The following is a 24,482-nucleotide window of genomic DNA, read 5'->3' as shown; positions in this document are numbered from 1 at the left end:
ACAGCATTTTGATGGGAGTGGTTATGGGTGATCGGCACGACTATGTGGCCCTCGAGTGGGTCAAGGGCGAAATTGCCGAAACGTTGAAGCAGGCGTTTATTGCCCTTGAAAGCATGGCCCTCGACAACCGGGTCGAAGAACCACTGACGGCGCACGCGATCGCGGAGTGCCTGGCGGGGATTCATCAGGTTCACGGCAGTTTGCAGATGGTTGAATTCTACGGCGCCGCGTTGCTCGCCGAAGAGATGGAGCAGCTCGCGGCAGCGTTGCAGCACAACCGCGTCAGCCACCGCGATGAAGCCATTCGCCTGCTGCAACAAGCCCTCGGCCAACTGCCGATTTACCTGGACCGCGTTCACAGTGCCCGCCGTGACTTGCCGTTGGTGGTCTTGCCACTGATCAACGACCTGCGCAGCGCCCGTGGCGAAAGCCTGTTGTCGGAAACCAGCCTGTTCAGCCCGCAGTGGCAAGCGCTTCCTGCATTGGACGACGATACGCTGGCGATGCTTGAGCCGGCCGAGCTGCCGAATGTGCTGCGCAAATTACGGCAGATGTTGCAGATGGGGCTGGTTGGATTGCTTCGCGAACAGGACGACACCACCAATCTCGGCTATCTGGCCAAGGTCTTTGCACGCCTCGAAATGCTGTGCGACGGCGCGCCATTGGGGCCGCTGTGGCAGATCGCTTCGGCGCTGGTCGAAGGCATGCTCAGCGGCAGTGTCGCCAATAGTCCGGCGCTGCGCAGCCTGTTCAAGGACGCTGACAAGGAACTCAAGCGCCTGCTCGAACACGGCATCTCGGAAATCAATCAGCCGGCACCGCCTGAATTGCTCAAAAGCCTGCTGTTCTACATTGCCAAGGCACAACACCCCACTGCGCAGATGCAAGCCATGAAAGAGCGTTATGCCCTGGACGACGCGTTGCCGGACAGCGCAATGGTCGATGAAGAACGCGCCCGTCTGGCTGGCCCGGATCGCGACGCGATGCGCTCGGTGCTGGCTGCGCTCTGCGAAGAACTGGTGCGGGTCAAGGAGCGCCTCGACCTGTTCGTGCGCAGCGACCGACAACATGTCTCGGACCTCGACAGCCTGCTGGCGCCACTGCGGCAAATCGCCGATACCCTGGCGGTGCTCGGCTTCGGTCAACCGCGCAAGGTAATCATCGATCAACTGGCGGTGGTCCTGAGCCTTGCCCAAGGCCAGCGCGAGCCGAACGACGCGATCCTGATGGATGTCGCCGGAGCTCTGCTTTATGTCGAGGCGACCCTGGCGGGAATGGTCGGCACCGTTGAGGAAAACCGCGAAGAGAGCCGGTTGCCGACCACCGATCTGACGCAGATCCACCAGATCGTTATCAAGGAAGCGCGAATCTGCCTGCAACAGGCCAAGGACATGATCGTCGACTACATCGACAGCGATTGGGATCGTCAGGTCTTGCAGCCGCTTCCGGCCCTACTGACCCAGGTGCGTGGCGCGTTGGCGATGATTCCGTTGAGTCGCGCGGCGAGCCTGCTGGAAGCCTGCAACGGTTTCATTCGCGAGCATCTGCTGGCAGACCGGACGCGTCCCGATTGGCCGCAACTCGACAGCCTGGCCGACGCCATTACCAGCATCGAGTATTACCTGGAGCGTTTGAGTGAAGACCCCGAGGCGCCTGGCGAAAAAATCCTTGATGTCGCCGAGCAAAGCCTGGCAGCTCTGGGGTATTTCCCCGGCGAGATGCCTGCGCCGCTGCCCGAAGAGGTGCTGAGCCCAGGCTTGGCGTTCGTGATGCCGGATCTGCCGGCACTGGATAACCCGCAGATCGCCCAGTCGCTGGCAGAGGTGTTGGCCAGCCCGGCCCGTGCCGTCAATCCGCCCGCGCTGATCACGCCGGGCAGTCTGCTGCCGCCGCCGACCGATGAAGAGCCAGTGGATGCCGAGCTGCGCGAAGTCTTTCTCGAGGAGACCGATGAAGTCCTGGATATCCTGCGCGAATACTTGCCGCGCTGGGTCGCCAGCCCCGAAAGCGCCTCGGTCCTGAGCGAGTTGCGTCGCGCCTTCCACACCTTGAAGGGCAGCGGGCGAATGGTCCGCGCACTGGTGTTGGGCGAGTTGGCGTGGGCGCTGGAGAATCTGCTCAACCGGGTGCTGGAGCACAGTGTCGAACCGGGGCCACCGGTTTATCAACTGTTGGATGAAGTGCTGCAACTGCTCCCTGAACTGATCGCTGAGTTCGCCGCCAACACCCAGCGTCAGCGCGACGATGTCGACCGCCTGGCCGCTCGCGCCCATGCCCTGGCGAAGGGGGATGAAACCCTGCCGGACACTGCGCCGCGGGATAACGCGATGCTTGATCCGCAGTTGCTGGAGATCTTCCGCAACGAAGCTGAAACCCACCTCCAGAGCCTCGACCGTTTTCTCGAACAGGCCGCCGAGCATGTGCCGTTGCAGGCCAGTGATGAGTTGCAGCGCGCCTTGCATACCCTCAAGGGCAGCGCTTCGATGGCGGGTGTGTTGCCGATTGCCGAACTGGCGGCGCCGCTCGATCACCTGGCGCGCGAGTACAAGGCGCACCAGATTGCGCTGGATCTGGACGAAGTCGAACTGCTGCTCGAAGCTGGCGATCTGTTGCGGCGCGGGCTGAAGCAATTGAACAGTGATCCGCTGACACCGATCAGGGGGGCCGAAGACTTGATCGGGCGCACTCAGGCGCTGCTTGCCGAGCGTCTGGACGCCATCCTCAATGCACCGAACACGGGGCTGCGAATCAAGCGTGATCCGCAACTGATCAACAAATTCCTGGCCCAGGGCATGGACATCCTGCTGGACGCCGAAACCCTGTTGCAGCGCTGGCAGCAACACCCCGGCGAGCGGCAGGAACTCAGTGCACTGCTGGATGAATTGACGACCCTGGGCGAGAACGCGCACCTGGCCGATCTGCATCCGGTGGACGAGCTGTGCGAAGCCTTGCTCGACCTCTATGGCGCAGTGGAAGAAAGCAGCCTGGCGGTCAACGAGCGGTTCTTCCACGAAGCCCAAAGCGCTCACGAAGCACTGATCAATATGCTCGACGAACTGGCCGCCGGCCAGGAAGTCGGCTCGCAACCGGCGCGGGTGCGGGCCTTGCGTGATTTGCTCAATGAAGGCCTTGATCCGTCGGCCATGGGCCTGATTCGCAGCGATGGCAGCCGCACGCTGAGCATTACCGAACTGGGCAGCGCCACCAGCGAGCTGGCACAGGCGCAGGCACTGACGATTGACGATGAAATCGTTTCGATCTTTCTCGAAGAAGCGGTGGATATCCTCGAAAGCGCCGGACAGGCCTTGCAGCGTTGGCTCAATGATCCAGAGAGCGCTGCGCCGCTGTCGTCGTTGCAGCGCGACTTGCACACCCTCAAGGGCGGCGCGCGAATGGCCGAGGTTGGGCCGGTCGGCGATCTGGCCCACGAACTTGAAAGCCTTTATGAAGGACTGGTCGACCGGCGCTTCAGTCATTCACCAGCGCTCGGGGTGTTACTGCAACAGAGCCATGACCGCCTCGCGGTGTTGCTCGAGCAGTTGCAAAACCATCAGCCACTGAGCGATCCGGGTACGTTGATCGAGGCGATTCAGCAATTTCGGCAAAGCACTGGCAGCACGGCCGATGTGGTCGAAGTGGCGGCTGCGAATGATGCGGCGAGCCACGATCCGGAACTGCTGGAGATCTTCCTCGAGGAAGGCTTCGACATCATCGACAGTTCGGGCGCGGCGCTGTCGCGCTGGCAGGCGGACCCACAGAACCGTCAGGAAATGGAAACCCTGCTGCGCGACCTGCACACCCTCAAGGGCGGCGCGCGAATGGTCGAAATCGCCCCGATTGGCGACCTGGCCCATGAGCTGGAATTTCTTTACGAAGGGTTGTCGACCGGCTTGCTGCACGCCATACCGGCGCTGTTCGATCTGTTGCAACGCAGCCATGACCGGTTGGCGCAGATGCTCGATGCGACCCGCGCCGGTCAGCCGGTGCTGCCGGCTGACAGCCTGATCGACGCGATCAAGGCCTTCACTCACCCGACGGCTGACAAGGCCCCGACGCCGGCTCCGCTGGTTGAAGTTACGCCAGTGGCCAAGCCTGAGGCCGCAGCGCTGCAACCGGATGCTGGCGCCGATATGGTCAAGGTGTCGGCCGAGCTGCTGGACGATCTGGTCAACCTGGCCGGGGAAACCTCGATCTTCCGTGGTCGCATCGAACAGCAAGTCAACGATGCGCAAGTCGCCCTGAGCGAGATGGAAACCACCATCGAGCGCATGCGCGATCAGTTGCGCCGGCTCGATACCGAAACCCAAGGGCGGATTCTCAGCCGGCAGCAGGTTGAGGCCGAGCGCCTGGGCTACGAAGAGTTCGATCCGCTGGAAATGGATCGGCACTCGCAGTTGCAGCAGTTGTCGCGGGCGTTGTTCGAGTCGGCTTCCGACTTGCTCGACCTCAAGGAAACCCTCGAGCGCTGCAACCACGACGCAGAGAACCTGCTGCAACAACAAGGCCGGATCAACACTGAGCTGCAAGAAGGCTTGATGCGCACGCGCATGGTGCCGTTCGAACGGATGCTGCCGCGCTTGAAGCGTATCGTTCGTCAGGTTTCCAGCGAGTTGGGCAAGGACGTCGAGTTCATTGTCGGCAACGCCGAAGGCGAGATGGACCGCAATGTGCTGGAACGCATGGCGGCGCCGCTTGAGCACATGCTGCGCAATGCTGTCGACCACGGTCTGGAATCCGCCGAAGTACGCCGTGCGGCCGGTAAGCCCGAGCAAGGCCGAATCACCCTGGACCTGTCCCGTGAGGGTGGCGACATCATTTTCGACATCCGCGACGACGGTGCCGGCGTGCCGCTGGATGCCGTGCGGCGCAAGGCGATCAAGCGCGGTTTGCTCGCCCCCGACAGCGACATGAGCGATCGCGACGTGTTGCAGTTCATTCTGCAGCCAGGGTTTTCCACTGCCGAGAAAATCACCCAGATCTCCGGGCGTGGCGTCGGCATGGACGTAGTTCACGAAGAAGTGCGGCAACTCGGTGGCTCGATGGTCATCGACTCTGTGCCTGGGCAGGGCGTGCACTTCCGCATTCGTCTGCCGTTCACCGTGTCGGTCAACCGTGCGCTGATGGTGCAGTGTGCCGAGGATCAATACGCGATTCCGTTGAACACCATCGAAGGCATCGTGTGCGTGCTGCCCTTTGAGCTGGAGGGGTATTACCAGCTCGATCCGCCGCTATATGAATACGCCGGGCAACGCTATGAACTGTGCTACCTCGGCGAGCTGCTGAAGACCAGCGTCCGCCCGAAACTGCTGGGCCAGAGCCTGCCGTTGCCGGTGTTGCTGGTGCAGTGCAACGAGCGACGCATCGCGGTGCAGGTCGATGCGACGACCGGTACCCGGGAAATCGTGGTGAAAAGCCTCGGCCCGCAGTTCGCGGCGGTGCAGGGATTGTCCGGTGCGACCATTCTCGGCGATGGCCGGGTGGTGCTGATTCTCGACCTGCTGACGCATATCCGCGCCATGCAGACGCAGGCGTCACCGCAGCGTGTCATTCAGGAGCCAACCACGGAGGCCGAGCCGCAGCGTTCGATGCTGGTCCTGGTGGTCGACGACTCGGTCACCGTGCGCAAGGTCACCAGCCGCCTGCTCGAACGTCACGGCATGAACGTGCTGACCGCCAAGGATGGCGTCGATGCCATGCTCTTGCTCGAAGAGCACATGCCCGATCTGATGCTGCTGGACATCGAAATGCCGCGCATGGATGGTTTTGAAGTGGCCATGCAGGTGCGCAACGATCCACGGTTGCAGCACCTGCCGATCATCATGATCACCTCACGCACCGGTCAGAAACACCGCGACCGGGCGATGGCTATCGGCGTCAACGACTACCTCGGCAAGCCGTACCAGGAATCGGTATTGCTCGAAAGCATCGCTTTATGGAGCAAAACCCATGCTTGAACACCGCACCAGCAACCTCACCGGGCTGCTGCTGCCCTTGGCCGATCGCAACCTGATCCTGCCCAATGTCGCCGTCGCCGAGTTGATCGACTATCAGCCGGGTGCCTTTGATCTCGACTCACCGCCCTGGTACCTGGGCCTGGTGACCTGGCGTGACCGGAAAATCCCGCTGTTGAGCTTCGAATCGGCTTGCGGCAACAAAACCGTGATCGGCGACCGCGCGCGCATCGTCGTCCTCAATGCCCTCGGCGGGCGCCCGCATCTCAAATTCCTCGCCTTGCTGGTGCAAGGCATTCCTCGCTCCTACAAACTCGACAGCCAGTTGAGCTATGTCGACGTGCCGCTTTGCTCACTGGAACACGCCGCGGTACAGGTCGCCGAACAGGTGGCGAAAGTCCCGGATCTGCTGGCGCTGGAAGAGTTGTTGGTGGGGGCGGGGTTGGTTCCTTCTTGATCGTTCCCGCGCTCTGCGTGGGAATGCCGCCATGGACGCTCTGCGTCCGCTTCAGATGTGACGCAGAGCGTCACGGGATGCATTCCCACGCGGGAGCGTGGGAACGATTCATCTATCATCTTTTAGAAACATTGCGCTTTCAGGCTACAAGCCCGAGCCTTGTGCGATGTAGCAGTGATTTTTTAAGGTTGGAGACACATGTATCACGGAGAAAGATTCAACGCCTGGAGCCATTTGTTCGGGGCGGTTGCGGCGTGTGTAGGGGCGGTCTGGTTGTTGGTGATTGCCAGTCTGGATGGCAGCCCCTGGAAGATTGTCAGCGTGGCGATTTACGGGTTTACCTTGCTGGTGCTGTACAGCGTTTCGACGGTTTATCACAGCGTGCGCGGGCGGGCGAAGGTGATCATGCAGAAGGTCGATCACCTGTCGATCTACCTGCTGATCGCCGGCAGTTACACGCCATTTTGTCTGGTGACCCTGCGTGGGCCGTGGGGCTGGACGTTGTTCGGGATTGTCTGGGGACTGGCAGTGATCGGCATGCTGCAAGAGATCAAACCGCGCTCCGAGGCGCGGATTCTGTCGATTGTGATCTATGCAGTGATGGGCTGGATCGTGCTGGTGGCGGTCAAGCCGCTGCTGGCGGCGTTGGGCACCGTCGGTTTTACCTGGCTGGCGGCGGGCGGGGTGTTCTATACCGTCGGCATCATCTTCTTCGCCCTCGACAGCCGACTGCGCCACGCCCACGGCATCTGGCACCTGTTCGTCATCGCCGGCAGTTTGCTGCACTTTGTGGCGATTCTGTTTTACGTCCTCTAGATCGAGGCGCGGCCATCGCGAGCAAGCTCGCTCCCACAGGTACAGCGGCGTCCTTGTGGGAGCGAGCCTGCTCCGGGCGGCGTTCCGACGATGGGGCTCTAGAAGTCACCCCAAAGTTGCTGGGCCACGGCCAACGCAACTACGGGCGCGGTCTCGGTGCGCAGCACTCGTGGGCCGAGGCGGGCGGAATGGAAGCCGGCACTTTGAGCCTGATCGACTTCCACGTCCGACAACCCGCCTTCCGGGCCGATCAGGAACGCCAGCGTCGAAGGTTTCGCATGGCTGACCAGCGGCTCGGCCACCGGGTGCAGCACCAGTTTCAGCTCGGCCTCGGATTGTTTGAGCCAGTCGGCCAGCAACAGGGGCGGGTGGATCACCGGTACTCGCGAACGACCGCATTGTTCGCACGCGCTGATAGCGACCTGACGCCAGTGCTGCAAGCGTTTATCGGCGCGTTCGTCCTTGAGCCGGACTTCGCAGCGGTCACTGAAAATCGGGGTGATTTCAGTTACGCCCAGTTCAGTGGCTTTCTGAATCGCCCAGTCCATCCGCTCGCCGCGAGACAAACCCTGGCCCAGATGAATCTGCAACGGCGACTCGATTTGCCCGGCGAAGCTTTCCGTCAACGCCACGCGCACGCGTTTCTTGCCGACTTCCGCCAGCGTGCCGCGAAATTCCTGGCCTGAACCGTCGAACACTTGCAACGCATCGCCCTCGGCCATGCGCAGCACGCGACTGATGTAGTGCGCCTGGGCCTCTGGCAATTCATGCTCGCCGAGGCTCAAGGGGGCGTCGATAAAGAAGCGGGACAGTCTCATCTGGGTTCTCTACTGAATTCGATCGTTCCCACGCTCCGCGTGGGAATGCAGCCAAGGACGCTCCGCGTCCCAAAAGCGGACGCAGAGCGTCCGGTGAGGCATTCCCACGCAGAGCGTGGGAACGAGTATCGACGAGGGCTTAGGCTAGCCCGGATCGCGGAAGCCCGGGTGGAAGTCCTTCGGCACCGCCACGCTGACCTTGTTGCTGGTGGCGATATCGATCCCTTCGCTGGCCACCTCGGCAAGGAAGTCGATCTGCTCGGGGGTGATCACGTAGGGCGGCAGGAAATACACCACGCTGCCCAACGGCCGCAACAGCGCGCCACGTTCCAGTGCGTGCTGGAACACTTTCAGCCCGCGGCGCTCCTGCCAGGGATAAGCGGTTTTGCTCGCCTTGTCCTGAACCATCTCGATGGCCAGCACCATGCCGGTCTGACGTACTTCCGAAACATGCGGGTGGTCAGCCAGGTGCGCGGTCGAGCTGGCCATGCGCTGGGCGAGGGCCTTGTTTTTCTCGATGACGTTGTCTTCTTCGAAGATATCCAGCGTCGCCAATGCCGCTGCACAGGCCAGCGGGTTGCCGGTGTAGCTGTGGGAATGCAGGAAGGCGCGCAGGGTCGGATAGTCGTCGTAGAAGGCGCTATAGACCTCATCCGTGGTGACGCACGCTGCCAGCGGCAGATAACCGCCGGTCAGGGCTTTGGACAGGCACAGGAAGTCCGGACGGATGCCGGCCTGTTCGCAGGCGAACATCGTTCCGGTGCGACCGAAGCCGACGGCGATTTCATCGTGGATCAGGTGCACGCCGTAACGGTCACAGGCTTCGCGCAGCAGTTTCAGGTACACCGGGTGATACATGCGCATCCCGCCAGCGCCCTGGATCAGCGGCTCGACGATCACTGCGGCGACGGTTTCGTGGTTTTCGGCGAGGGTCTGCTCCATCGCCGCGAACATGTTGCGCGAGTGTTCTTCCCAGCTCATGCCCTCGGGACGCAGGTAGCAGTCCGGGCTCGGCACCTTGATGGTGTCCAGCAGCAGCGCTTTATAGGTTTCAGTAAACAGCGGCACGTCACCGACCGACATCGCGGCCATGGTTTCGCCGTGGTAGCTGTTGGTCAGGGTGACGAAGCGCTTCTTGTTCGGCTGGCCGCGGTTGAGCCAGTAGTGAAAGCTCATTTTCAGCGCAACTTCGATGCAGGACGAACCGTTATCGGCGTAGAAGCACCGAGTCAGGCCTTCCGGCGTCATCTTCACCAGGCGTTCGGACAACTCGATCACTGGTTGATGGCTGAAACCGGCGAGGATCACGTGTTCCAGTTGATCGACCTGGTCCTTGATCCGCTGGTTGATCCGCGGGTTGGCGTGGCCGAACACGTTGACCCACCAGGAACTGACCGCGTCGAGGTAGCGTTTGCCTTCGAAGTCTTCGAGCCATACGCCTTCGCCGCGCTTGATCGGGATCAGCGGCAGCTGTTCGTGGTCTTTCATCTGGGTGCAGGGATGCCACAGAACCGCGAGATCGCGCTGCATCCACTGATTATTCAGGCCCATTTTCACTCTCCTCGAGGCGGTCCGTGACGTGCGCGGACATACAATCGCGCAAGCCTATGCAATGCCGGGCGAGCGGACAACCTATTGTGGCGTTTGCGCATGGAAACGCAGGTGTGTTACGTGGTTGTATTGACGTGCACATACGCTGACAGGGCACGCTAGAGCGTCTGATGTTTGGGTCGCACGTTGGGGGTTAATCTTTCCTTAACCCACCCCTTTCAGACTCTTGATCGTATTTCTCGATATTTCAAAGCGAAATTTTCGGCTTTAAATCGATAGATAACTCGATAGTCTTGGTCGCAGTTCTTACAGGATTTGGGCAATGCAGCTACGTAACTCTTCCTCCCGCTACGGCTGGGTCAGCATTTTTCTGCACTGGGGCGTGGCACTGGCAGTCTTCGGTCTGTTTGCTCTGGGCTTGTGGATGGTCGGTCTCGACTACTACAGCAACTGGCGCAAAGAAGCGCCGGATTTGCACAAAAGCATCGGCCTGACGCTGTTCGCGATCATGTTGCTGCGGGTGTTGTGGCGCTTTATCAGCCCACCGCCGCCGACGCTGCAAAGCTATAGCCGCATGACACGCCTCGGCGCCAAGCTCGGTCATTCCTTTCTCTATCTCAGCCTGTTCGCTGTGATGATTGCCGGCTACCTGATTTCCACCGCAGACGGTGTCGGGATTCCGGTGTTTGGTCTGTTTGAAATTCCTGCGCTGATTTCCGGTCTACCGGACCAGGCAGACACCGCCGGTGCGATTCATCTGTATCTGGCCTGGGCGCTGGTGATTTTTTCCGGTCTCCATGCATTGGCAGCACTGAAGCACCACTTTATCGACCGTGATGCGACCCTGACGCGAATGCTGGGACGCAAAGCCTGATGTTCAACCTAGACTCCCAAGGAATAGAAAACATGCTGAAAAAGACTCTCGCCGCTCTGGCAATCGGTACTGCGCTGTTGTCGGCAGGGCAAGCGATGGCTGCAGAATACAAGATCGATAAAGAAGGCAATCACGCCTTCATCGACTTCAAGATCAGCCACCTGGGTTACAGCTTCATCCACGGTACTTTCAAGGACTGGGACGGTAAGTTCAACTTCGACGCCAAGGCTCCAGAAGCCAGTAAAATCGACGTTGTACTGAAAACCGCCAGCGTTGACACCAACCACGCTGAACGTGACAAGCACATCCGTACCCCGGACTTCCTGGACGCAGCGAAATTCCCAGAAGCCAAGTTCGTTTCCACCAGTGTCAAATCCACTGGCGAAAAAACCGCTGACGTGACCGGCGACCTGACCCTGCACGGCGTGACCAAGCCAGTCGTGTTCAAGGCAACCTTCAACGGCGAAGGCAAGGATCCATGGGGTGGCTACCGTGCCGGCTTCAACGGCACGACTACCCTGCAGTTGAGCGAGTTCGGCATCAAAGGCCCAGGTCCTACCTCCCAGACCCTGGACCTGGACATCTCGTTTGAAGGTGTTCAAGCGAAGTAACTTTCGCCGCTGACACAAAAACGCCCCTGATCGCGAGATCAGGGGCGTTTTTTTGTGCCGGACAAAATGCTATCCAGCGACATAGGTCCAGTGTGGGAGCGAGCTTGCTCGCGATAGCGGACTGCCGGTCAACATCAATGCTGAATGTCAGGCACTCATCGCGAGCAAGCTCGCTCCCACATTTTTGGATTCCCTACGATCCTGTCAGCGGTTGCGCGTCAGCAGCGCCGGTTTTTCGCCACGTGGACGGCTTGGCAGTTGATCGAGTTGCTCAGGTGTCGGGAAGCGATCGGCTTTGGACTCCTTGTGCATGATCTTCGGCTGGGTACCGCGCGGGTTTTGTACTGCGGGTTCCTGACGCGCCTGGTCGTCACGGGCCGGGCGGCGGTTGCGCGACTCTTCGCGACGGGCCTGGCCGTCACGTGGAGCGCCGCTGCGTGGACCGCTGCGCTTGGCAGGCGGGGTGCCAGTGCTGGCGCCGCTGCTGTTGCGCGGACCGTTCTGGCGACCTTGTGGCTGGCCGCTGCGTGGAGCACCTGCACCAGCGCCTTGTGCCGGAGCACCTGGACGGCGGCCACGGCCTTGAGGGGCCTTTTGCTGCGGAACGTAGTCGACGCGGTTACCGAAGTTATCGATATCGTCGTCAAGGAACTCGTCCGGTGCACGGTCAGCGGCGGCGCGAGGTGCCGGGCGCTGCTGTTCGCGGGCCGGGGTGCCTTCACGCGGCTTTTGAGCCGGGCGTTCGCCACGGCCGGCAGCCGGTTTTTCCTTGCCGCCCTTGTCCTTGCCCTTGTCTTTACGACCGCCGCCGCTGCCGTTTGGACCGTCGCCGCGCGGGCCACGTGGGTTGCGCGGGTTACGCACGTCCGGACGCTCGCGAACTTCCGGTTTCTCGGCTTCTACAGCGCTGGAATCAAAGCCCATCAGGTCGCCATCGGCGATTTTCTGCTTGGTCATGCGCTCGATGCTTTTCAGCAGTTTTTCTTCGTCCGGGGCAACCAGCGAGATCGCTTCGCCCGAACGGCCGGCACGGCCAGTACGGCCGATACGGTGCACATAGTCTTCGTCGACGTTTGGCAGCTCGAAGTTGACCACGTGTGGCAACTGATCGATATCCAGGCCGCGAGCGGCGATATCGGTGGCCACCAGGATGCGCACGTCACCGGCCTTGAAGTCGGCCAGGGCTTTGGTGCGAGCATTCTGGCTCTTGTTACCGTGGATCGCGACGGCGCTCAGGCCGTGTTTGTCCAGGTACTCGGCCAGGCGGTTGGCGCCATGCTTGGTGCGGGTGAAGACCAGAACCTGTTCCCAGGCGCCGGCAGTAATCAGGTGTGCCAGCAGCGAGCGCTTGTGGCTGGCGGCCAGACGGAACACCCGTTGCTCGATGCGCTCGACCGTGGTGTTCGGTGGCGTGACTTCGATGCGTTCCGGGTTGTGCAGCAACTTGCCGGCAAGGTCAGTGATGTCCTTGGAGAAGGTTGCCGAGAACAGCAGGTTCTGACGTTTGGCCGGCAGGCGGGCGAGGACTTTCTTCACGTCATGGACAAAGCCCATGTCGAGCATCCGGTCCGCTTCGTCCAGTACCAGGATTTCCACGTGGGACAGGTCGACGCTGCCTTGGCCGGCCAGGTCGAGCAAGCGGCCCGGGCAAGCTACCAGCACGTCGACACCACGGGACATGGCCTGAACCTGTGGGTTCATGCCAACGCCGCCGAAAATGCAGGCACTGACGAATTTCAGGTCACGGGCGTAGACCTTGAAGCTCTCGTGCACCTGGGCGGCCAGTTCGCGAGTCGGGGTCAGGACCAGGACGCGTGGTTGGCGCGGGCCGTGACGCTGGGATTTGTCCGGGTGACCGTTAGGGAACAGGCGCTCCAGAATCGGCAAGGCGAAGCCGCCGGTTTTACCAGTACCTGTCTGCGCCGCAACCATCAAGTCGCGACCTTGCAACACGGCGGGAATGGCCCGCTGTTGCACCGGGGTAGGCTGGGTGTAGCCCGCTGCCTCGATGGCGCGGACTAAAGCCTCGGAGAGACCGAGGGAAGCAAAGGACATGAGTAATCCTGTTTTAGTTAGGGCTTGGCCCAATGGGATAGTCTTGCCTGGCGCGAATGGCGTTTGAGAGAAGCGCAATCGCGTCCGGTCCTGCTGGGGCTTGAAGGCTCATGTTCGAGTGCTCGCGCGGGCTGGAAAGCTGCGCTGTAGCGGTGTCGAGATGCCTTAAACAAGACCGAGCGTCCGGGCGTAAGCCTGGCGGGAAGGCCGGAGTATAACAGAGCAATCACGGAGCGCTGCTTTCCTGCTGCTCAACGGTTTTACCGTTGCTGGCTTGCGGCGTGATCTGCACAGCGTCAGGCGCCGGGCCGGCGCCATATCGTGCACTCAATTGGGCGTAGGCCGGCTCGCGTTTGAAGCGCTTGAGCTCGACGCCGAAACGTTGCACCAGCAGGTCCATGCCGGCATTGCGACGCAGGGCCAGAAACTGGCTTTGGTGGCTGATGACCGTGGGACTTTCGCTGATCTGGTCGCGCAGTTTCAAGGTGTCGAGCAGGGTTTGGCCAACCCGGCGGTCAGTGATCAGCAGGTCAATGCGGCCACGTTGCAGCTTGCCAAAGTTGGCTTCATGGGTTGGCGCAGGCTCGTGGGTGAACAGGGTCGACTCCCTGAAGTCCTGGCTGTACAGATAGCCGGGTGAGGTGCCGATGGTCAGGCCGCGCAGGTCTTCAAGGGTGTGGAAGGGGTGAGGGCGAGCGTTGGCATAGAACAGCACGAACTCGACTTCCGAGAGCGGTTCGGCGGGATAGAGCAGGGTGGCGTCGCGTTCGCTGCTATGGAAAATGTCCAGTACGCCGTCTGCCAGCCCTTGATCAAGCATGGCCAGGCAGCGTTTCCATGGCAGGAACTGCCACTCAACCTCAATCCCCAGGCGCTTGAAGACGATTGCGGTGGTTTCGTAGTCCAGTCCGAGGGCCTGGCCGTTTTCCTCGTAGACGTAGGGTGCCCAAGGCTCGGTGACAATGCGCAGTTTCTCGCCCCGAGCGGCAAAGCTCAGGCAAGCAAAAAGCACGGCTGTCAGCAATTGGGCAATGACGGGCATCACTGGAGATTACGACGAGATTTGGGCAATAGCCAGAAGCGGGTGTTGGAAGTGGGTGCTCTAGCACAAGGGACTTGGGAGTGTGATCCGAGAATCGAAAGATCACAGCCTGCGGCAGTTCCTACGGATTATCCGTGTAGAGGTTGCCGCAGGCTGCGATTTTTTGATCTTGCCTGTACGACGTTTAACGCGGCAGTTTCAGGTTGCTCCATACCGCCAGGCTAGGTTCAGCCTGGTTCAGGGTATAGAAATGCAGCCCTGGCGCACCGCCTTGCAGCAAGCGTTCACACATTTCGGTGATCACCTGCTCGCCGAAACCCTGAATGCTCTGGGTGTCGTCGCCGTAGGCTTCCAGCTGCTTGCGAATCCAGCGCGGGATTTCCGCACCGCAGGCGTCGGAGAATCGTGCCAGCTTGCTGTAGTTGGTGATCGGCATGATGCCCGGAACAATCGGGATGTTCACGCCCATCGCCTGTATACGCTCGACGAAGTAGAAGTAGCTGTCGGCGTTGAAGAAGTACTGGGTGATCGCACTGTTGGCGCCGGCGTTGGCCTTGCGCACGAAATTGGCGAGATCGTCTTCGAAGTTGCGGGCTTGCGGGTGCATTTCCGGGTAAGCGGCGACTTCGATGTGGAAGTGGTCGCCGGTCTCTTCACGAATGAAGCTCACCAGGTCATTGGCATGGCGCAATTCGCCGCTGGCCATGCCCATGCCTGAAGGCAGGTCACCGCGCAAAGCAACGATCCGCTTGATGCCGGCCGCCTTGTATTGAGCCAGCAGGCCGCGCAAGTCTGCCTTGCTGTCGCCAACGCAAGACAGATGCGGTGCGGCAGGGACTTTGACTTCGCTTTCGAGCTGCAACACGGTGTTGAGGGTGCGATCACGGGTCGAACCACCAGCGCCATAGGTGCAGGAGAAAAAATCGGGGTTGTAGGTAGCCAGCTGACGGGCAGTGGCGATGAGCTTTTCATGCCCGGCATCGGTCTTCGTAGGGAAGAACTCGAAGCTGTAGCGGCGATCTTGGGACATAGGAATACCCTTGCAAACGCATAAGCCTGTGGGGCTTGCACATCCCGTGTGGGAGCGGGCTTGCCCGCGAAAGCGATGGGTCAGTCAACATCAATGCTGAATGATAAATCGCCTTCGCGGGCAAGCCCGCTCCCACAGGGAGAGCAGGCAGCAGGACCGATCAGTAGCGGTAAGCGTGCGGCTTGAACGGGCCTTCGACGGTCACGCCGATGTATTCAGCCTGTTGCTTGGTCAGTTGAGTGACCACGCCACCGAAACCGCGGACCATTTCCAGGGCCACTTCTTCGTCGAGTTTCTTCGGCAGTACTTCAACGGTCAGGCGCTCGGCTTTCTGGGCTGGCGACAGGTCGGCGTACTTCTGGCCGAACAGGAAGATCTGCGCCAGAACCTGGTTGGCGAACGAACCGTCCATGATGCGGCTTGGGTGGCCAGTGGCGTTGCCCAGGTTAACCAGACGGCCTTCGGCCAGCAGGATCAGGTAGTCGTCGTTCTGTGGGTCGAAATCGCCCGCGCCAGTACGGTGAACCTTGTGAACCTGTGGCTTCACTTCTTCCCATGCCCAGTTCTTGCGCATGAAAGCGGTGTCGATTTCGTTGTCGAAGTGACCGATGTTGCAAACCACGGCGCGCTTCTTCAGGGCTTTGAGCATGTTCGCATCGCAAACATTGACGTTACCGGTAGTGGTCACGATCAGGTCGATCTTGCCCAGCAGTGCCTTGTCGATGCTCGCTTCGGTACCGTTGTTGATACCGTCGATGAACGGCGAAACCAGTTCAAAACCGTCCATGCAGGCTTGCATGGCGCAGATCGGGTCAACTTCGGAGACTTTAACGATCATGCCTTCCTGACGCAGGGACTGGGCCGAGCCCTTGCCCACGTCACCGTAACCGATGACCAGCGCTTGCTTGCCGGACAGCAGGTGGTCGGTACCGCGCTTGATCGCGTCGTTCAGGCTGTGACGGCAGCCGTACTTGTTGTCGTTCTTGCTCTTGGTGACCGAGTCGTTGACGTTGATGGCCGGGATTTTCAGCTCGCCCTTGGCCAGCATGTCCAGCAGACGGTGAACGCCGGTGGTGGTTTCTTCGGTGACGCCGTGAACGCGGTCCAGTACTTGTGGGTACTTCTTGTGCAACAGCTCGGTCAGGTCGCCGCCGTCGTCGAGGATCATGTTGGCATCCCAAGGCTGGCCATCCTTGAGGATGGTTTGCTCCAGGCACCACTCGTACTCTTCTTCAGTCTCGCCCTTCCAGGCAAATACCGGGATGCCGGCAGCGGCGATCGAAGCGGCGGCCTGATCCTGAGTCGAGAAAATGTTGCAGGACGACCAGCGTACTTCGGCACCCAGGGCAACCAGGGTTTCGATCAGCACGGCAGTCTGAATGGTCATGTGGATGCAGCCGAGAATCTTCGCGCCCTTGAGCGGTTGCTCGACGGAGTACTTGCGGCGCAGACCCATCAGGGCTGGCATTTCGGATTCGGCGATGATGGTTTCGCGACGGCCCCAGGCAGCCAGGGACATGTCGGCGACTTTGTAATCGTTAAAATCTGCAGGCGTGATAACAGCGCTCATGAAGAGCCTCCATTCGTAATGTATGCGAATGGGCGCCGTTGTGCGTTTAGTGTCCAGCCGATCATGGCCGGGCAACGCCCCATCCGAGCCTGACAGGTCGAACCTGCTGCAGCGCCCCTCGGACAGGTGGCGGGAAAACGGTATCAATCGAAGATGACCGTTTTGAAACGGGGGCGATTATAGCGGGCTACGCTCATCTTCCAAAGGGTTTCTGTCGGCCAGATGAAGATCGTTAATGGCGACCATAGTCGAAGCCTCATGGAGCATGACTGCCCGGTCTGCCATGATGGCCGGCATCAATCGGCAAGACGGTCAGGAGCGAGCATGAATTTCCACACCCGCAAATGGGTAAAACCCGAAGACCTCAACCCCAATGGCACGTTGTTCGGCGGCAGTCTGCTGCGCTGGATCGACGAAGAAGCGGCCATCTACGCGATCGTCCAGCTGGGTAACCAGCGCGTGGTCACCAAGTACATTTCCGAAATCAACTTCGTCAGCGCCTCGCGCCAGGGCGACATCATCGAGCTGGGTATCACCGCTACCGAGTTTGGTCGTACCTCGATCACCCTGACCTGCGAGGTGCGCAACAAGATCACCCGCAAAAGCATCCTGACGGTCGAGAAGATGGTCTTCGTCAACCTGGGCGAAGACGGCATGCCTGCGCCCCATGGCCGGACCGAGATCAAGTACGTCAAGGACCAGTTCCAGGACGACCCCGCAGTCGAATGACCCTGTTCTTTGTGGTGAGGACGCGCGATGGTGATCGGGCGGAGCGCGTCGATTAGCCGGGGACGTTGGCCGTCACTGCACTGCGGCGTTGCAGGTAGATAAAGAACAACGCCGTCAGCACGGTCAATCCGCTGACCAGTGCGCCGGTCCACGGCAGGTCTGCAAGGTCGGCGCCGCTGGCGACAACCAGTCCGCCGATCCACGCGCCGGCTGCGTTGCCCAGGTTGAAGGCGCTTTGGTTCAGGGTTGAGCCCAGATTTGGCGCTTCAAAGGCCTGGTCGATGATCAGCAATTGCAGGATCGGGCACAGTGCGAAGGCGAACACACCCCACAGTACCAGGGTGATGGCCGCCGGGATCACCGAGTGGCTGGTCTGGCTGAACGCGGCCAGCACCAGCACCACCGCGAGGGCCATGCCGACCAATGACGGCAGCAAACGGCTGTCGGCCAAACGTCCACCGAGCATGCTGCCAGCGGTCAAACCCACACCGAACAGCAACAGCATGATGGTTACGCCATGCGGGCTCACACCGGTGATGTCCTGCAGAATCGGCGCGATGTAGGTGAAGACGCTGAACAGGCTGGTCGACGCCAGCACACTCATGCCCAGCGCCAACAGCACATTGGTTTTGCCCAGCACCTTGAATTCGCTGGCCAGGTTGGCCTTGTCCATGGCGATCTCTTTCGGCAGCCAGACCCACTGGGCGATGGCCGCAATCACGCCGATCACCGACACCGCCCAGAAGGTCGAGCGCCAGCCGGCGTACTGCCCGAGCGCGGTGCCCAGCGGTACGCCAAGCACGTTGGCCAGGGTCAGGCCGGTGAACATCATCGCAATCGCCTGGGCGCGTTTGTTCGGCGCCACTAAACCTGTCGCGACCACCGAGCCGATGCCGAAGAATGCACCGTGGCACAACGCTGTTATCACCCGCGCGGCCATCAACGTGGCGTAGTTCGGGGCCAACGCGCAGAGCATGTTGCCGAGGATGAACATCAGTGTCATGCCCAGCAGCGTGGCTTTGCGCGGCATGTTGGCAGTCCCGACCGCGAGGATCGGTGCGCCGAACACCACGCCCAGGGCGTAGCCGGTAATCAGCAGGCCGGCCTCGGGAATGCTCACGGCAAGGTCGCGGGCGACATCGGGCAGCAAGCCCATGATGACGAATTCAGTGGTGCCGATGCCGAAGGCGGCAACAGCCAGTGCAAGCAAGGCGAGTGGCATGCGCAAGGTCTCTGTCGGTAGTCTTGACGCTCTGATCAGGCATACGCATGCAAACTCCCGGCTCCGTGAGGATCGGGTGGCAGCAGAAATTTATTGGAATAAGTATGTGCGCAACTGAGTGCGGCGTGGTCGGTTGCAGTATAAACAGCTGCTGACATATGGCGAATCAATTCGGTTGATGCGGACAAGGAGAGCAGGGTGCTTGCGACGACTCTGGTATTGGTGGCGGCGTTGTTGCACGCAGCCTGGAATACCCTGATCAAGTTCAGTGCCGAGCGGTTATTGGTCGTGGCCTGCATGGACAGCGTAGCGATGCTGTTTGTCGCGCTGATGCTGGGTTTCGTCGCGCTGCCGCCGATGGACATCTGGCCGTGGATACTCGCTTCGGCCGCCTTCGAGTTGCTCTATCGGTATCTGCTGATCCAGGCCTATCGGGTCGGCGATCTCGGGCTGGTCTATCCGCTGATGCGCGGTTTGTCGCCGTTGGTGGTCCTGGCGCTGACACTGGTCTTTGCTGGCGAAGTGCTGACGACCCAGCAGATCCTCGGCATTTTGCTGATCCCGTTCGGCATGCTGTGCCTGCTTTGGCAGGGCGGTGGCGGGGAGCGTTTGCCGTGGTCGATGTTGCCGGTAGTGGTGCTGATCGGCTTGTGCATCGGCGGCTACACCTTTATCGATGGGCAGGCGTTGCGGCGCTGGTCGCACCCGCTCGATTACCTGGTCTGGGTCACATTGCTCAGCGCCTGGCCGTTTCCGCTGTTGGCGCTGCTGCGCAAGCGTCCGGCTTTTATGCTGTTCTGGCGTGAACAGTGGCGACTGGGGTTGAGCGTCGGGTTTTGCGTGTTGTTCAGCTACGCTTTGGTGCTCTGGGCCATGCAGTTGGGGTCAATTGCCGAGGCGGCGGCGTTGCGCGAGATCAGTGTGATTCTGGTGGTGCTGTTCGGCATGCGTTACCTCAAGGAACCTTTCGGCAGGCCCAGGCTCCTGGCTTGTGGGCTGGTACTGGCCGGCATGCTCGTGATGAAGTTCTGAGCGAGCGTTACAAATTTCAAAAAAGGAATCTGCAATGAATGTTGCCCTGTGGTGTGTATTGATCGCGATTTTCTTGCCGTACGTTTGCACCGCCATTGCCAAGATCGGCGGCAAGTTCGGGCTTCGGGATAATCATGATCCGCGAGATTTTCTTGAGTCCCTCGACGGGTTCGCCAGGCGTGCCCACTGGGCCCAGTTGAACAGCTTTGAAGTCACCCCGGCGTTTGCTGCCGCGGTCATCGTCGCGCACCTGGTCGGCAATGCCGAACTGGTGACGATCAACGTGCTGTCGGTGCTGTTCATCACCAGCCGCTTGCTTTACATCATCTGCTACCTGGCAGACTGGGCAATCCTGCGTTCGCTGGTGTGGTTTGTCGGCATGGGGCTGATTGCCAGTTTCTTTTTTGTGTCGATCTGAATCTGGCCTGGGTTTTTGGTGTTGCTACTGGCCTCATCGCGAGCAAGCTCGCTCCCACAAGGGCGACGCTACACCTGTGGGAGCGAGCTTGCTCGCGATAGCTATCTATCAACCGAAACCGGGCTCAAGGTTTAACCGAATCAGCCACCTGCGGCAGTTGCGGCAGTGCTGCACCTTTTGGCCAGAGCATCCAGATTTGCCCTTGCTGTTTCATGTCGCCGGCCAGTTGCCCGGCGGTATCGCCGGTGCCCCAGAACAGGTCGGCGCGAACTTCGCCGGTGATCGCGCCACCGGTATCCTGTGCGGCGACGGGGCGTACCAGTGAGCTGCCATCAGGGCGGGTGGTGGATAACCAGAGCAGACTGCCCAGCGGAATCACCTTGCGATCTACCGCCACGCTGTAACCCGAGGTCAGTGGCACGTTCAATGAGCCGCGCGGACCTTCGTTGCTGTCAGGATTGCGGCTGAAGAACACGTAGCTCGGGTTACTGCCGAGCAGTTCAGGGATGCGCGTCGGGTGGGCCTTGGCCCAGGCACTGATGGCGCCCATGGTCACGTCTTCCTTCTTCAGCTCGCCCTGATCCACCAGCCAGCGGCCGATAGGTCGGTACGGGTGGCCGTTCTGGTCGGCATAACCGATGCGCAGCTGGCGGCCATCTTCCAGTTGAATACGGCCCGAGCCCTGGATTTGCAGAAACTGCAGGTCCATCGGGTCGGTCAGCCACGCCAGAACAGGTGCCTTGACCCCTTTGGTTTCAATGGCGGCGGCATCGTCGTAAGGCTTGAGTACACGGCCTTCAAGGCGACCGCGCAGGCGCTTGCCTTTGAGTTCGGGGTAAATGCTCTCAAGCGAGACGATGATCATGTCGTCCGGTACACCGTAAATCGGCACATTGGCCACCGGGTTCTGCGTCAGGCTGCCCGGATAGACCGGCTCGTAATAGCCGGTGATCAGGCCATTGGCATTGCCGCTGGAGGAACGCAGGCCGTAGACCGCCAGCTGTTCCTTGAGAAAGCCGCGGATGGCGTCTGCGGTTTGCGGCACGTTGGCAGCCGCTGCACAGGTCGCGCCCCAGACCGGGTCGGACTTCAGGCGGGTACAGGCGCTGCGCCAGGAGCCGAAGCCGGCCAGCAAGTCGTTATCAGACACCGCCGGCAAAGCTTCCCACGTCGCGCTGGAATAGGTGGCGATGGCGTGGGTTTGTGGTTTTGCGGTGTCGCCACTGTTGCAACCGGCGAGCAGGGCGACCATCGGTACGGTCCAGAGCAGAGTGTTGCACCAGGCCTTGAAACGGCTGTTCATGCGGTATTTCCTGTGCAGGTTGTCCGAGCGCTTCCAGCGTTCAGGCAACCCTTATTGTTAATAGGGCTATTGGTCTTTGCCGACGACGCGAGGATACTGGCCGCCGTTTCCCGTGACCTGAAGCCACCATGACTCTTAAAAGACTTTCTGTTGTATTGCTGGCCTGCCTGACGCTGTCCGCCTGTGGCGGTGTCGATCCGAACTCGCCGCTGGGTCAACGCAAGGCGATTTTCAAGCAAATGCTCAAGACTGGCGAAGACCTGGGCGGCATGTTGCGTGGACGCATCCCGTTTGACGCCCCGCGGTTTACTGAAGGCGCGGTCAAACTCGACGCCTTGTCCCATGAGCCGTGGAAGCATTTCCCACAGGTTCGTGAGGACGGCAAAACCAGCGCCAAAGACGATGTCTGGCAGCAGCAGGCACGTTTCCAGGACATGGCCCGCACACTTGAAGCCGCCACCGGTGAACTGGTGATTGCCAGCCAGGTTCAGCCGTACAAGGCCAGTAACCTGGGCCCGGCCGTGCAAAAAGTCGAAGACGCCTGTAGTGCGTGCCATAAACAGTTTCGTGATCACTGATTGGTGTTGCCCCGGCTGACGTCTTCGCGAGCAAGCTCGCTCCCACAGTTTATGCGGTGTCCATGTGGGAGCGAGCTTGCTCGCGAAGGCTGCCTGGAGCACGACATCAATCTTTCTTCTTACTTATCCAGCTCATCCAGCGCTCGCTGTAATTCCTTACGGGCCTCGGCGAGTTTGTCTTTGCGTTTGTTGATCTTCTCGGCGTCGCCCTTTTTCATGGCCTTGTCGAGGTCGGCCTGACGGCGACTGACTTCGTGCTTGGCGTCGAGCACCTTGTTCTCGCGCTCTTTCTTCAAGGCGGCGTCGTTGCAGTGCTCGGTGGCTTCGCTCAGGGCTTTTTCCAGGCCAGCCTGTTGCCCGGCATTGCTGTGTGCCCTGGCCTGTTCGATCTGGTTACTGATGGACTGGCGCTTGGCGGCGCAGCCAGTGAGTGGCGGAGTTTCTTCGGCAGCCATCAGCGGTGTCGCCATGACGCCACAAAGGGCCAGCATGGCGAGCGGTGAAAGAAATTTCATACAGGCTCCGTTTAAAAAATCATCAGGTCGGCAGCAGATGGGCTGTTGGAGCGCATCGATACTCGTTGGGTTCAAAACTGCCGGCTCTCTGCATAGCTAAAAACCGTCTATCCCGGCAGCGTGTAATTGTTCGCTCAAGGCCAGCACCTGCGGGTCGCGAAAAAATGCGCTCAATTGCGCTGCACGCCCCGGGCCGATTCCGGCTTCGGTCTGCCATTGCTCAGTGTCTCGTTGCGCCAGTAAATGCCATGAGTCTGTAAGTGTGGCCTCACCGGTGGGCGGCAAGCCCAATGCTTTCAGCCAGCGTGAAAAGGGCTGTTGTCGGGCGCTTTGCAGGCTGTTCAGCAAGCGAACACTGCTGCGCTCGCCGAAGCCGTCAATGTTAGCAAGCTCTTGGGCATCGAGGGTCAACCAATCGAGTAACCCTTTCAGGCGTCCGGCGCTGATCAGTTTTTCCCAGGTGCCGGGGCCGATATGGCGCAGCGCCAGGCCTTGCTTGCCACTGAGCCAGGTCAACCGTGCGAGAAACTGGCTTTCGCAGCCCGGTGTCGGTTGCCAACAGCTGAGGTGATGAAAGTCTTCTGCACGGGGCGCGATCACCTCTAGCCGTTCAGTGCTGCGCAACACTACGCTGTCGAGCCGTGGGATGGTCAGCCCGGCAAGGCTGATGGCGACCTGATCGCCGGGGCGGATATCCATGGCCTGCCAGCGTTGCAACGAACTGACGCTCACACGTTTGATCTGTCGGTCATCGAGCCTGACCGGCGCAAGCTCCAGCACCGGGGTGATGCGCCCGGTGCGCCCGATCTTGAAGTTGACCTTGCGCACTTCAGCCAGTGCCTGGGCGAAAGGGTACTTCCAGGCCACGCTCCAGAGTGGTGTTTTTGCTTCCCAGCGCTCTGCCGCAGGACGTTGGCTCTGACGCAAGACAATGCCGTCGCTGGCAAATGGCAGAGGTGTGCGATACCAGTGATCGCGCCAACGTTCGGCATCGGCAAATGCGCTGACGGGCTGGCTGTAGAGCTCGCTCTCAGGGAAACCCAGTGCTTTCAGGGCGACCAGGCGCTCCGGCAAGCTGGCCGGACCTTGCGGCCAGTCCCAGACGAATAGCCCGATCCCGTTGGCGTCCACAGAGCTCAGTTCTTTGCGGGCCATCAACCCGGCCACGGTGCTGCGGGCGTTCAGGCTGCCGTGTTGGGCTTGCACATGATCCGTCAGGCGCCAATAGAGTTCGCCTTGCAGCAGCAAGTCCAGTGGCTGCGGCAGTTGCTGAGGGATGGTGGCGATCTTGCGCGCCGAGGCGGTCCAGTCCTGGCCATTGACACCGTCCCCGCGACTGATCGCCTGCTGGAGCAGACCCTCGCGGTAAATCAGCGTGACTGCAACGCCATCGACTTTGGGCTGGACCCACACTTCCCTGCGCGACATGAGCCAGGCTTCGACCGCCTTACCGTCGATGAGTTTTTCCAGGCCTGTATGTGCAATCGGGTGGGGCGCCGTGCCTCGGGCGGTACGTAGCGGATTTTCAGCTGCCGGGGTTTGCTCGAAGCACGCCCGCCAGGCGGCGAGGCGGGCACGGGACTGGTCGTAGAGCTCGTCGGCGACCAGTGAATGTCCTTGCCGGTGATAGCTGTCGTCCCAGCGCTCGATTTGCTCTTGCAGTGCGGTGATTTCGGCATGAGCCCGGGTAGGGGCCCAGTCAGGGCAGGTAGTGGCGTTGGCGTTCAGGCAGGCAACTATCAACCAGAAACCGATCAACAGGCGAAGCGTGGGCAGCATCATGAGCATCCTTGCTCGAGGGGGATGCCTGAAGGCTAGATCAGCAGGGAGGCTGGCGAGCACAGGTAGTTTTCAGGGTGTGTCCAGGCCGGATCTGCGCCCATGAAAAAGCCCCGCACGGCGAACCGTGC

Annotated in this window: 19 protein-coding genes and 1 riboswitch; of the genes, 9 read left to right on the top strand and 10 right to left on the bottom strand. The window is 60.7% G+C overall.

What is annotated here, in order from left to right; translation table 11 throughout:
* The first annotated feature begins 23 nt into the window (after positions 1 to 23).
* The 3 genes from AC1DIG_RS11710 (at position 24) to trhA (ending at position 7,224) form a co-directional block, all read left to right on the top strand.
* Positions 24 to 5,954 (top strand): hybrid sensor histidine kinase/response regulator, encoded by a 5,931-nt coding sequence (locus AC1DIG_RS11710; protein ID WP_477767439.1) that lies wholly within the window; start codon positions 24 to 26, stop codon positions 5,952 to 5,954.
* Positions 5,947 to 6,408, top strand: a complete 462-nt coding sequence (locus tag AC1DIG_RS11705; RefSeq protein WP_477767438.1) for a chemotaxis protein CheW — start codon at positions 5,947 to 5,949, stop codon at positions 6,406 to 6,408. Before AC1DIG_RS11710 ends, AC1DIG_RS11705 begins: the two co-directional genes overlap by 8 nt.
* A 198-nt stretch (positions 6,409 to 6,606) precedes the next feature.
* The gene (trhA, locus tag AC1DIG_RS11700) at positions 6,607 to 7,224 is read left to right on the top strand and encodes a PAQR family membrane homeostasis protein TrhA (RefSeq protein ID WP_477767437.1); all 618 of its coding nucleotides are present in this window, start codon (positions 6,607 to 6,609) and stop codon (positions 7,222 to 7,224) included.
* Positions 7,225 to 7,322: 98 nt separating this feature from the next.
* Here trhA and AC1DIG_RS11695 read toward each other — a convergent pair whose 3' ends face one another.
* Both AC1DIG_RS11695 and AC1DIG_RS11690 read right to left on the bottom strand, forming a co-directional pair.
* Entirely contained in the window at positions 7,323 to 8,042 is a 720-nt protein-coding gene (locus AC1DIG_RS11695) for a 16S rRNA (uracil(1498)-N(3))-methyltransferase (RefSeq protein ID WP_054594441.1), read from the bottom strand.
* A 144-nt stretch (positions 8,043 to 8,186) separates the two neighbouring features.
* Positions 8,187 to 9,593 carry an adenosylmethionine--8-amino-7-oxononanoate transaminase gene (locus tag AC1DIG_RS11690; protein WP_477767436.1) on the bottom strand — a complete coding sequence of 469 codons (1,407 nt, stop codon included), beginning with the start codon at positions 9,591 to 9,593 and terminating at the stop codon, positions 8,187 to 8,189.
* Positions 9,594 to 9,915: 322 nt separating this feature from the next.
* On the opposite strand from AC1DIG_RS11690, the gene AC1DIG_RS11685 reads away from it, so the two are divergent.
* The gene (locus AC1DIG_RS11685) at positions 9,916 to 10,467 is read left to right on the top strand and encodes a cytochrome b (RefSeq protein WP_477767435.1); all 552 of its coding nucleotides are present in this window, start codon (positions 9,916 to 9,918) and stop codon (positions 10,465 to 10,467) included.
* A 32-nt stretch (positions 10,468 to 10,499) separates the two neighbouring features.
* Positions 10,500 to 11,078 (top strand): YceI family protein, encoded by a 579-nt coding sequence (locus AC1DIG_RS11680; protein ID WP_477767434.1) that lies wholly within the window; start codon positions 10,500 to 10,502, stop codon positions 11,076 to 11,078.
* 204 nt (positions 11,079 to 11,282) lie between these two features.
* Here the strand turns inward: AC1DIG_RS11680 and AC1DIG_RS11675 are convergent, their stop codons facing one another.
* The 4 genes from AC1DIG_RS11675 to ahcY form a co-directional block, all read right to left on the bottom strand.
* The gene (locus AC1DIG_RS11675; protein WP_477767433.1) at positions 11,283 to 13,133 is read right to left on the bottom strand and encodes a DEAD/DEAH box helicase; all 1,851 of its coding nucleotides are present in this window, start codon (positions 13,131 to 13,133) and stop codon (positions 11,283 to 11,285) included.
* Between the two features lie 226 nt (positions 13,134 to 13,359).
* Positions 13,360 to 14,175: a substrate-binding periplasmic protein gene (locus tag AC1DIG_RS11670; protein WP_477767432.1), complete on the bottom strand. Its 816-nt coding sequence runs from the start codon at positions 14,173 to 14,175 to the stop codon at positions 13,360 to 13,362.
* Positions 14,176 to 14,359: 184 nt separating this feature from the next.
* Positions 14,360 to 15,205 (bottom strand): methylenetetrahydrofolate reductase [NAD(P)H], encoded by an 846-nt coding sequence (gene metF, locus AC1DIG_RS11665; protein ID WP_477767431.1) that lies wholly within the window; start codon positions 15,203 to 15,205, stop codon positions 14,360 to 14,362.
* A gap of 160 nt (positions 15,206 to 15,365) precedes the next feature.
* On the bottom strand, positions 15,366 to 16,775 hold the full coding sequence (gene ahcY / locus AC1DIG_RS11660) for an adenosylhomocysteinase (RefSeq protein WP_103316727.1): 1,410 nt from the start codon (positions 16,773 to 16,775) through the stop codon (positions 15,366 to 15,368).
* Between the two features lie 23 nt (positions 16,776 to 16,798).
* A riboswitch (S-adenosyl-L-homocysteine riboswitch) is annotated at positions 16,799 to 16,901 on the bottom strand.
* Between the two features lie 198 nt (positions 16,902 to 17,099).
* Here ahcY and AC1DIG_RS11655 point away from each other — a divergent pair.
* Complete coding sequence (locus AC1DIG_RS11655) at positions 17,100 to 17,504, top strand: acyl-CoA thioesterase (protein ID WP_477767430.1); 405 nt, start codon at positions 17,100 to 17,102, stop codon at positions 17,502 to 17,504.
* A 52-nt stretch (positions 17,505 to 17,556) separates the two neighbouring features.
* Here the strand turns inward: AC1DIG_RS11655 and AC1DIG_RS11650 are convergent, their stop codons facing one another.
* Positions 17,557 to 18,726, bottom strand: a complete 1,170-nt coding sequence (locus AC1DIG_RS11650) for an MFS transporter (RefSeq protein ID WP_477767429.1) — start codon at positions 18,724 to 18,726, stop codon at positions 17,557 to 17,559.
* Between the two features lie 198 nt (positions 18,727 to 18,924).
* On the opposite strand from AC1DIG_RS11650, the gene AC1DIG_RS11645 reads away from it, so the two are divergent.
* On the top strand, positions 18,925 to 19,758 hold the full coding sequence (locus AC1DIG_RS11645; protein WP_477767428.1) for an EamA family transporter: 834 nt from the start codon (positions 18,925 to 18,927) through the stop codon (positions 19,756 to 19,758).
* A 34-nt stretch (positions 19,759 to 19,792) separates the two neighbouring features.
* The gene (locus AC1DIG_RS11640) at positions 19,793 to 20,176 is read left to right on the top strand and encodes an MAPEG family protein (protein ID WP_477767427.1); all 384 of its coding nucleotides are present in this window, start codon (positions 19,793 to 19,795) and stop codon (positions 20,174 to 20,176) included.
* Positions 20,177 to 20,300: 124 nt separating this feature from the next.
* On the opposite strand, the gene mltA is transcribed toward AC1DIG_RS11640, so the two are convergent.
* Entirely contained in the window at positions 20,301 to 21,479 is a 1,179-nt protein-coding gene (gene mltA / locus AC1DIG_RS11635) for a murein transglycosylase A (RefSeq protein ID WP_477767426.1), read from the bottom strand.
* A gap of 128 nt (positions 21,480 to 21,607) precedes the next feature.
* Between mltA and AC1DIG_RS11630 the strand changes: the two genes are divergently transcribed.
* Positions 21,608 to 22,057: a c-type cytochrome gene (locus tag AC1DIG_RS11630; RefSeq protein WP_477767425.1), complete on the top strand. Its 450-nt coding sequence runs from the start codon at positions 21,608 to 21,610 to the stop codon at positions 22,055 to 22,057.
* A 119-nt stretch (positions 22,058 to 22,176) separates the two neighbouring features.
* Here AC1DIG_RS11630 and AC1DIG_RS11625 read toward each other — a convergent pair whose 3' ends face one another.
* Both AC1DIG_RS11625 and ligB read right to left on the bottom strand, forming a co-directional pair.
* On the bottom strand, positions 22,177 to 22,572 hold the full coding sequence (locus AC1DIG_RS11625) for a DUF1090 domain-containing protein (RefSeq protein ID WP_477767424.1): 396 nt from the start codon (positions 22,570 to 22,572) through the stop codon (positions 22,177 to 22,179).
* A 96-nt stretch (positions 22,573 to 22,668) separates the two neighbouring features.
* On the bottom strand, positions 22,669 to 24,351 hold the full coding sequence (gene ligB, locus AC1DIG_RS11620) for an NAD-dependent DNA ligase LigB (protein ID WP_477767423.1): 1,683 nt from the start codon (positions 24,349 to 24,351) through the stop codon (positions 22,669 to 22,671).
* Positions 24,352 to 24,482: the final 131 nt, after the last annotated feature.

It is taken from the genome of Pseudomonas sp. 05N431 (assembly GCF_056397005.1).
This window is presented reverse-complemented; position numbering and strand designations above follow the sequence as displayed.

Excerpts from the sequence above, each read along its gene's own strand:
- AC1DIG_RS11710 (WP_477767439.1), top strand. The coding sequence starts at position 24 with ATGGGTGATCGGCACGACTATGTGGCCCTCGAGTGGGTCAAGGGCGAA.
- AC1DIG_RS11705 (WP_477767438.1), top strand. The coding sequence starts at position 5,947 with ATGCTTGAACACCGCACCAGCAACCTCACCGGGCTGCTGCTGCCCTTG.
- trhA (WP_477767437.1), top strand. The coding sequence starts at position 6,607 with ATGTATCACGGAGAAAGATTCAACGCCTGGAGCCATTTGTTCGGGGCG.
- AC1DIG_RS11695 (WP_054594441.1), bottom strand. The coding sequence starts at position 8,042 with ATGAGACTGTCCCGCTTCTTTATCGACGCCCCCTTGAGCCTCGGCGAG.
- AC1DIG_RS11690 (WP_477767436.1), bottom strand. The coding sequence starts at position 9,593 with ATGGGCCTGAATAATCAGTGGATGCAGCGCGATCTCGCGGTTCTGTGG.
- AC1DIG_RS11685 (WP_477767435.1), top strand. The coding sequence starts at position 9,916 with ATGCAGCTACGTAACTCTTCCTCCCGCTACGGCTGGGTCAGCATTTTT.
- AC1DIG_RS11680 (WP_477767434.1), top strand. The coding sequence starts at position 10,500 with ATGCTGAAAAAGACTCTCGCCGCTCTGGCAATCGGTACTGCGCTGTTG.
- AC1DIG_RS11675 (WP_477767433.1), bottom strand. The coding sequence starts at position 13,133 with ATGTCCTTTGCTTCCCTCGGTCTCTCCGAGGCTTTAGTCCGCGCCATC.
- AC1DIG_RS11670 (WP_477767432.1), bottom strand. The coding sequence starts at position 14,175 with ATGCCCGTCATTGCCCAATTGCTGACAGCCGTGCTTTTTGCTTGCCTG.
- metF (WP_477767431.1), bottom strand. The coding sequence starts at position 15,205 with ATGTCCCAAGATCGCCGCTACAGCTTCGAGTTCTTCCCTACGAAGACC.
- ahcY (WP_103316727.1), bottom strand. The coding sequence starts at position 16,775 with ATGAGCGCTGTTATCACGCCTGCAGATTTTAACGATTACAAAGTCGCC.
- AC1DIG_RS11655 (WP_477767430.1), top strand. The coding sequence starts at position 17,100 with ATGAATTTCCACACCCGCAAATGGGTAAAACCCGAAGACCTCAACCCC.
- AC1DIG_RS11650 (WP_477767429.1), bottom strand. The coding sequence starts at position 18,726 with ATGCCACTCGCCTTGCTTGCACTGGCTGTTGCCGCCTTCGGCATCGGC.
- AC1DIG_RS11640 (WP_477767427.1), top strand. The coding sequence starts at position 19,793 with ATGAATGTTGCCCTGTGGTGTGTATTGATCGCGATTTTCTTGCCGTAC.
- mltA (WP_477767426.1), bottom strand. The coding sequence starts at position 21,479 with ATGAACAGCCGTTTCAAGGCCTGGTGCAACACTCTGCTCTGGACCGTA.
- AC1DIG_RS11630 (WP_477767425.1), top strand. The coding sequence starts at position 21,608 with ATGACTCTTAAAAGACTTTCTGTTGTATTGCTGGCCTGCCTGACGCTG.
- AC1DIG_RS11625 (WP_477767424.1), bottom strand. The coding sequence starts at position 22,572 with ATGAAATTTCTTTCACCGCTCGCCATGCTGGCCCTTTGTGGCGTCATG.
- ligB (WP_477767423.1), bottom strand. The coding sequence starts at position 24,351 with ATGCTGCCCACGCTTCGCCTGTTGATCGGTTTCTGGTTGATAGTTGCC.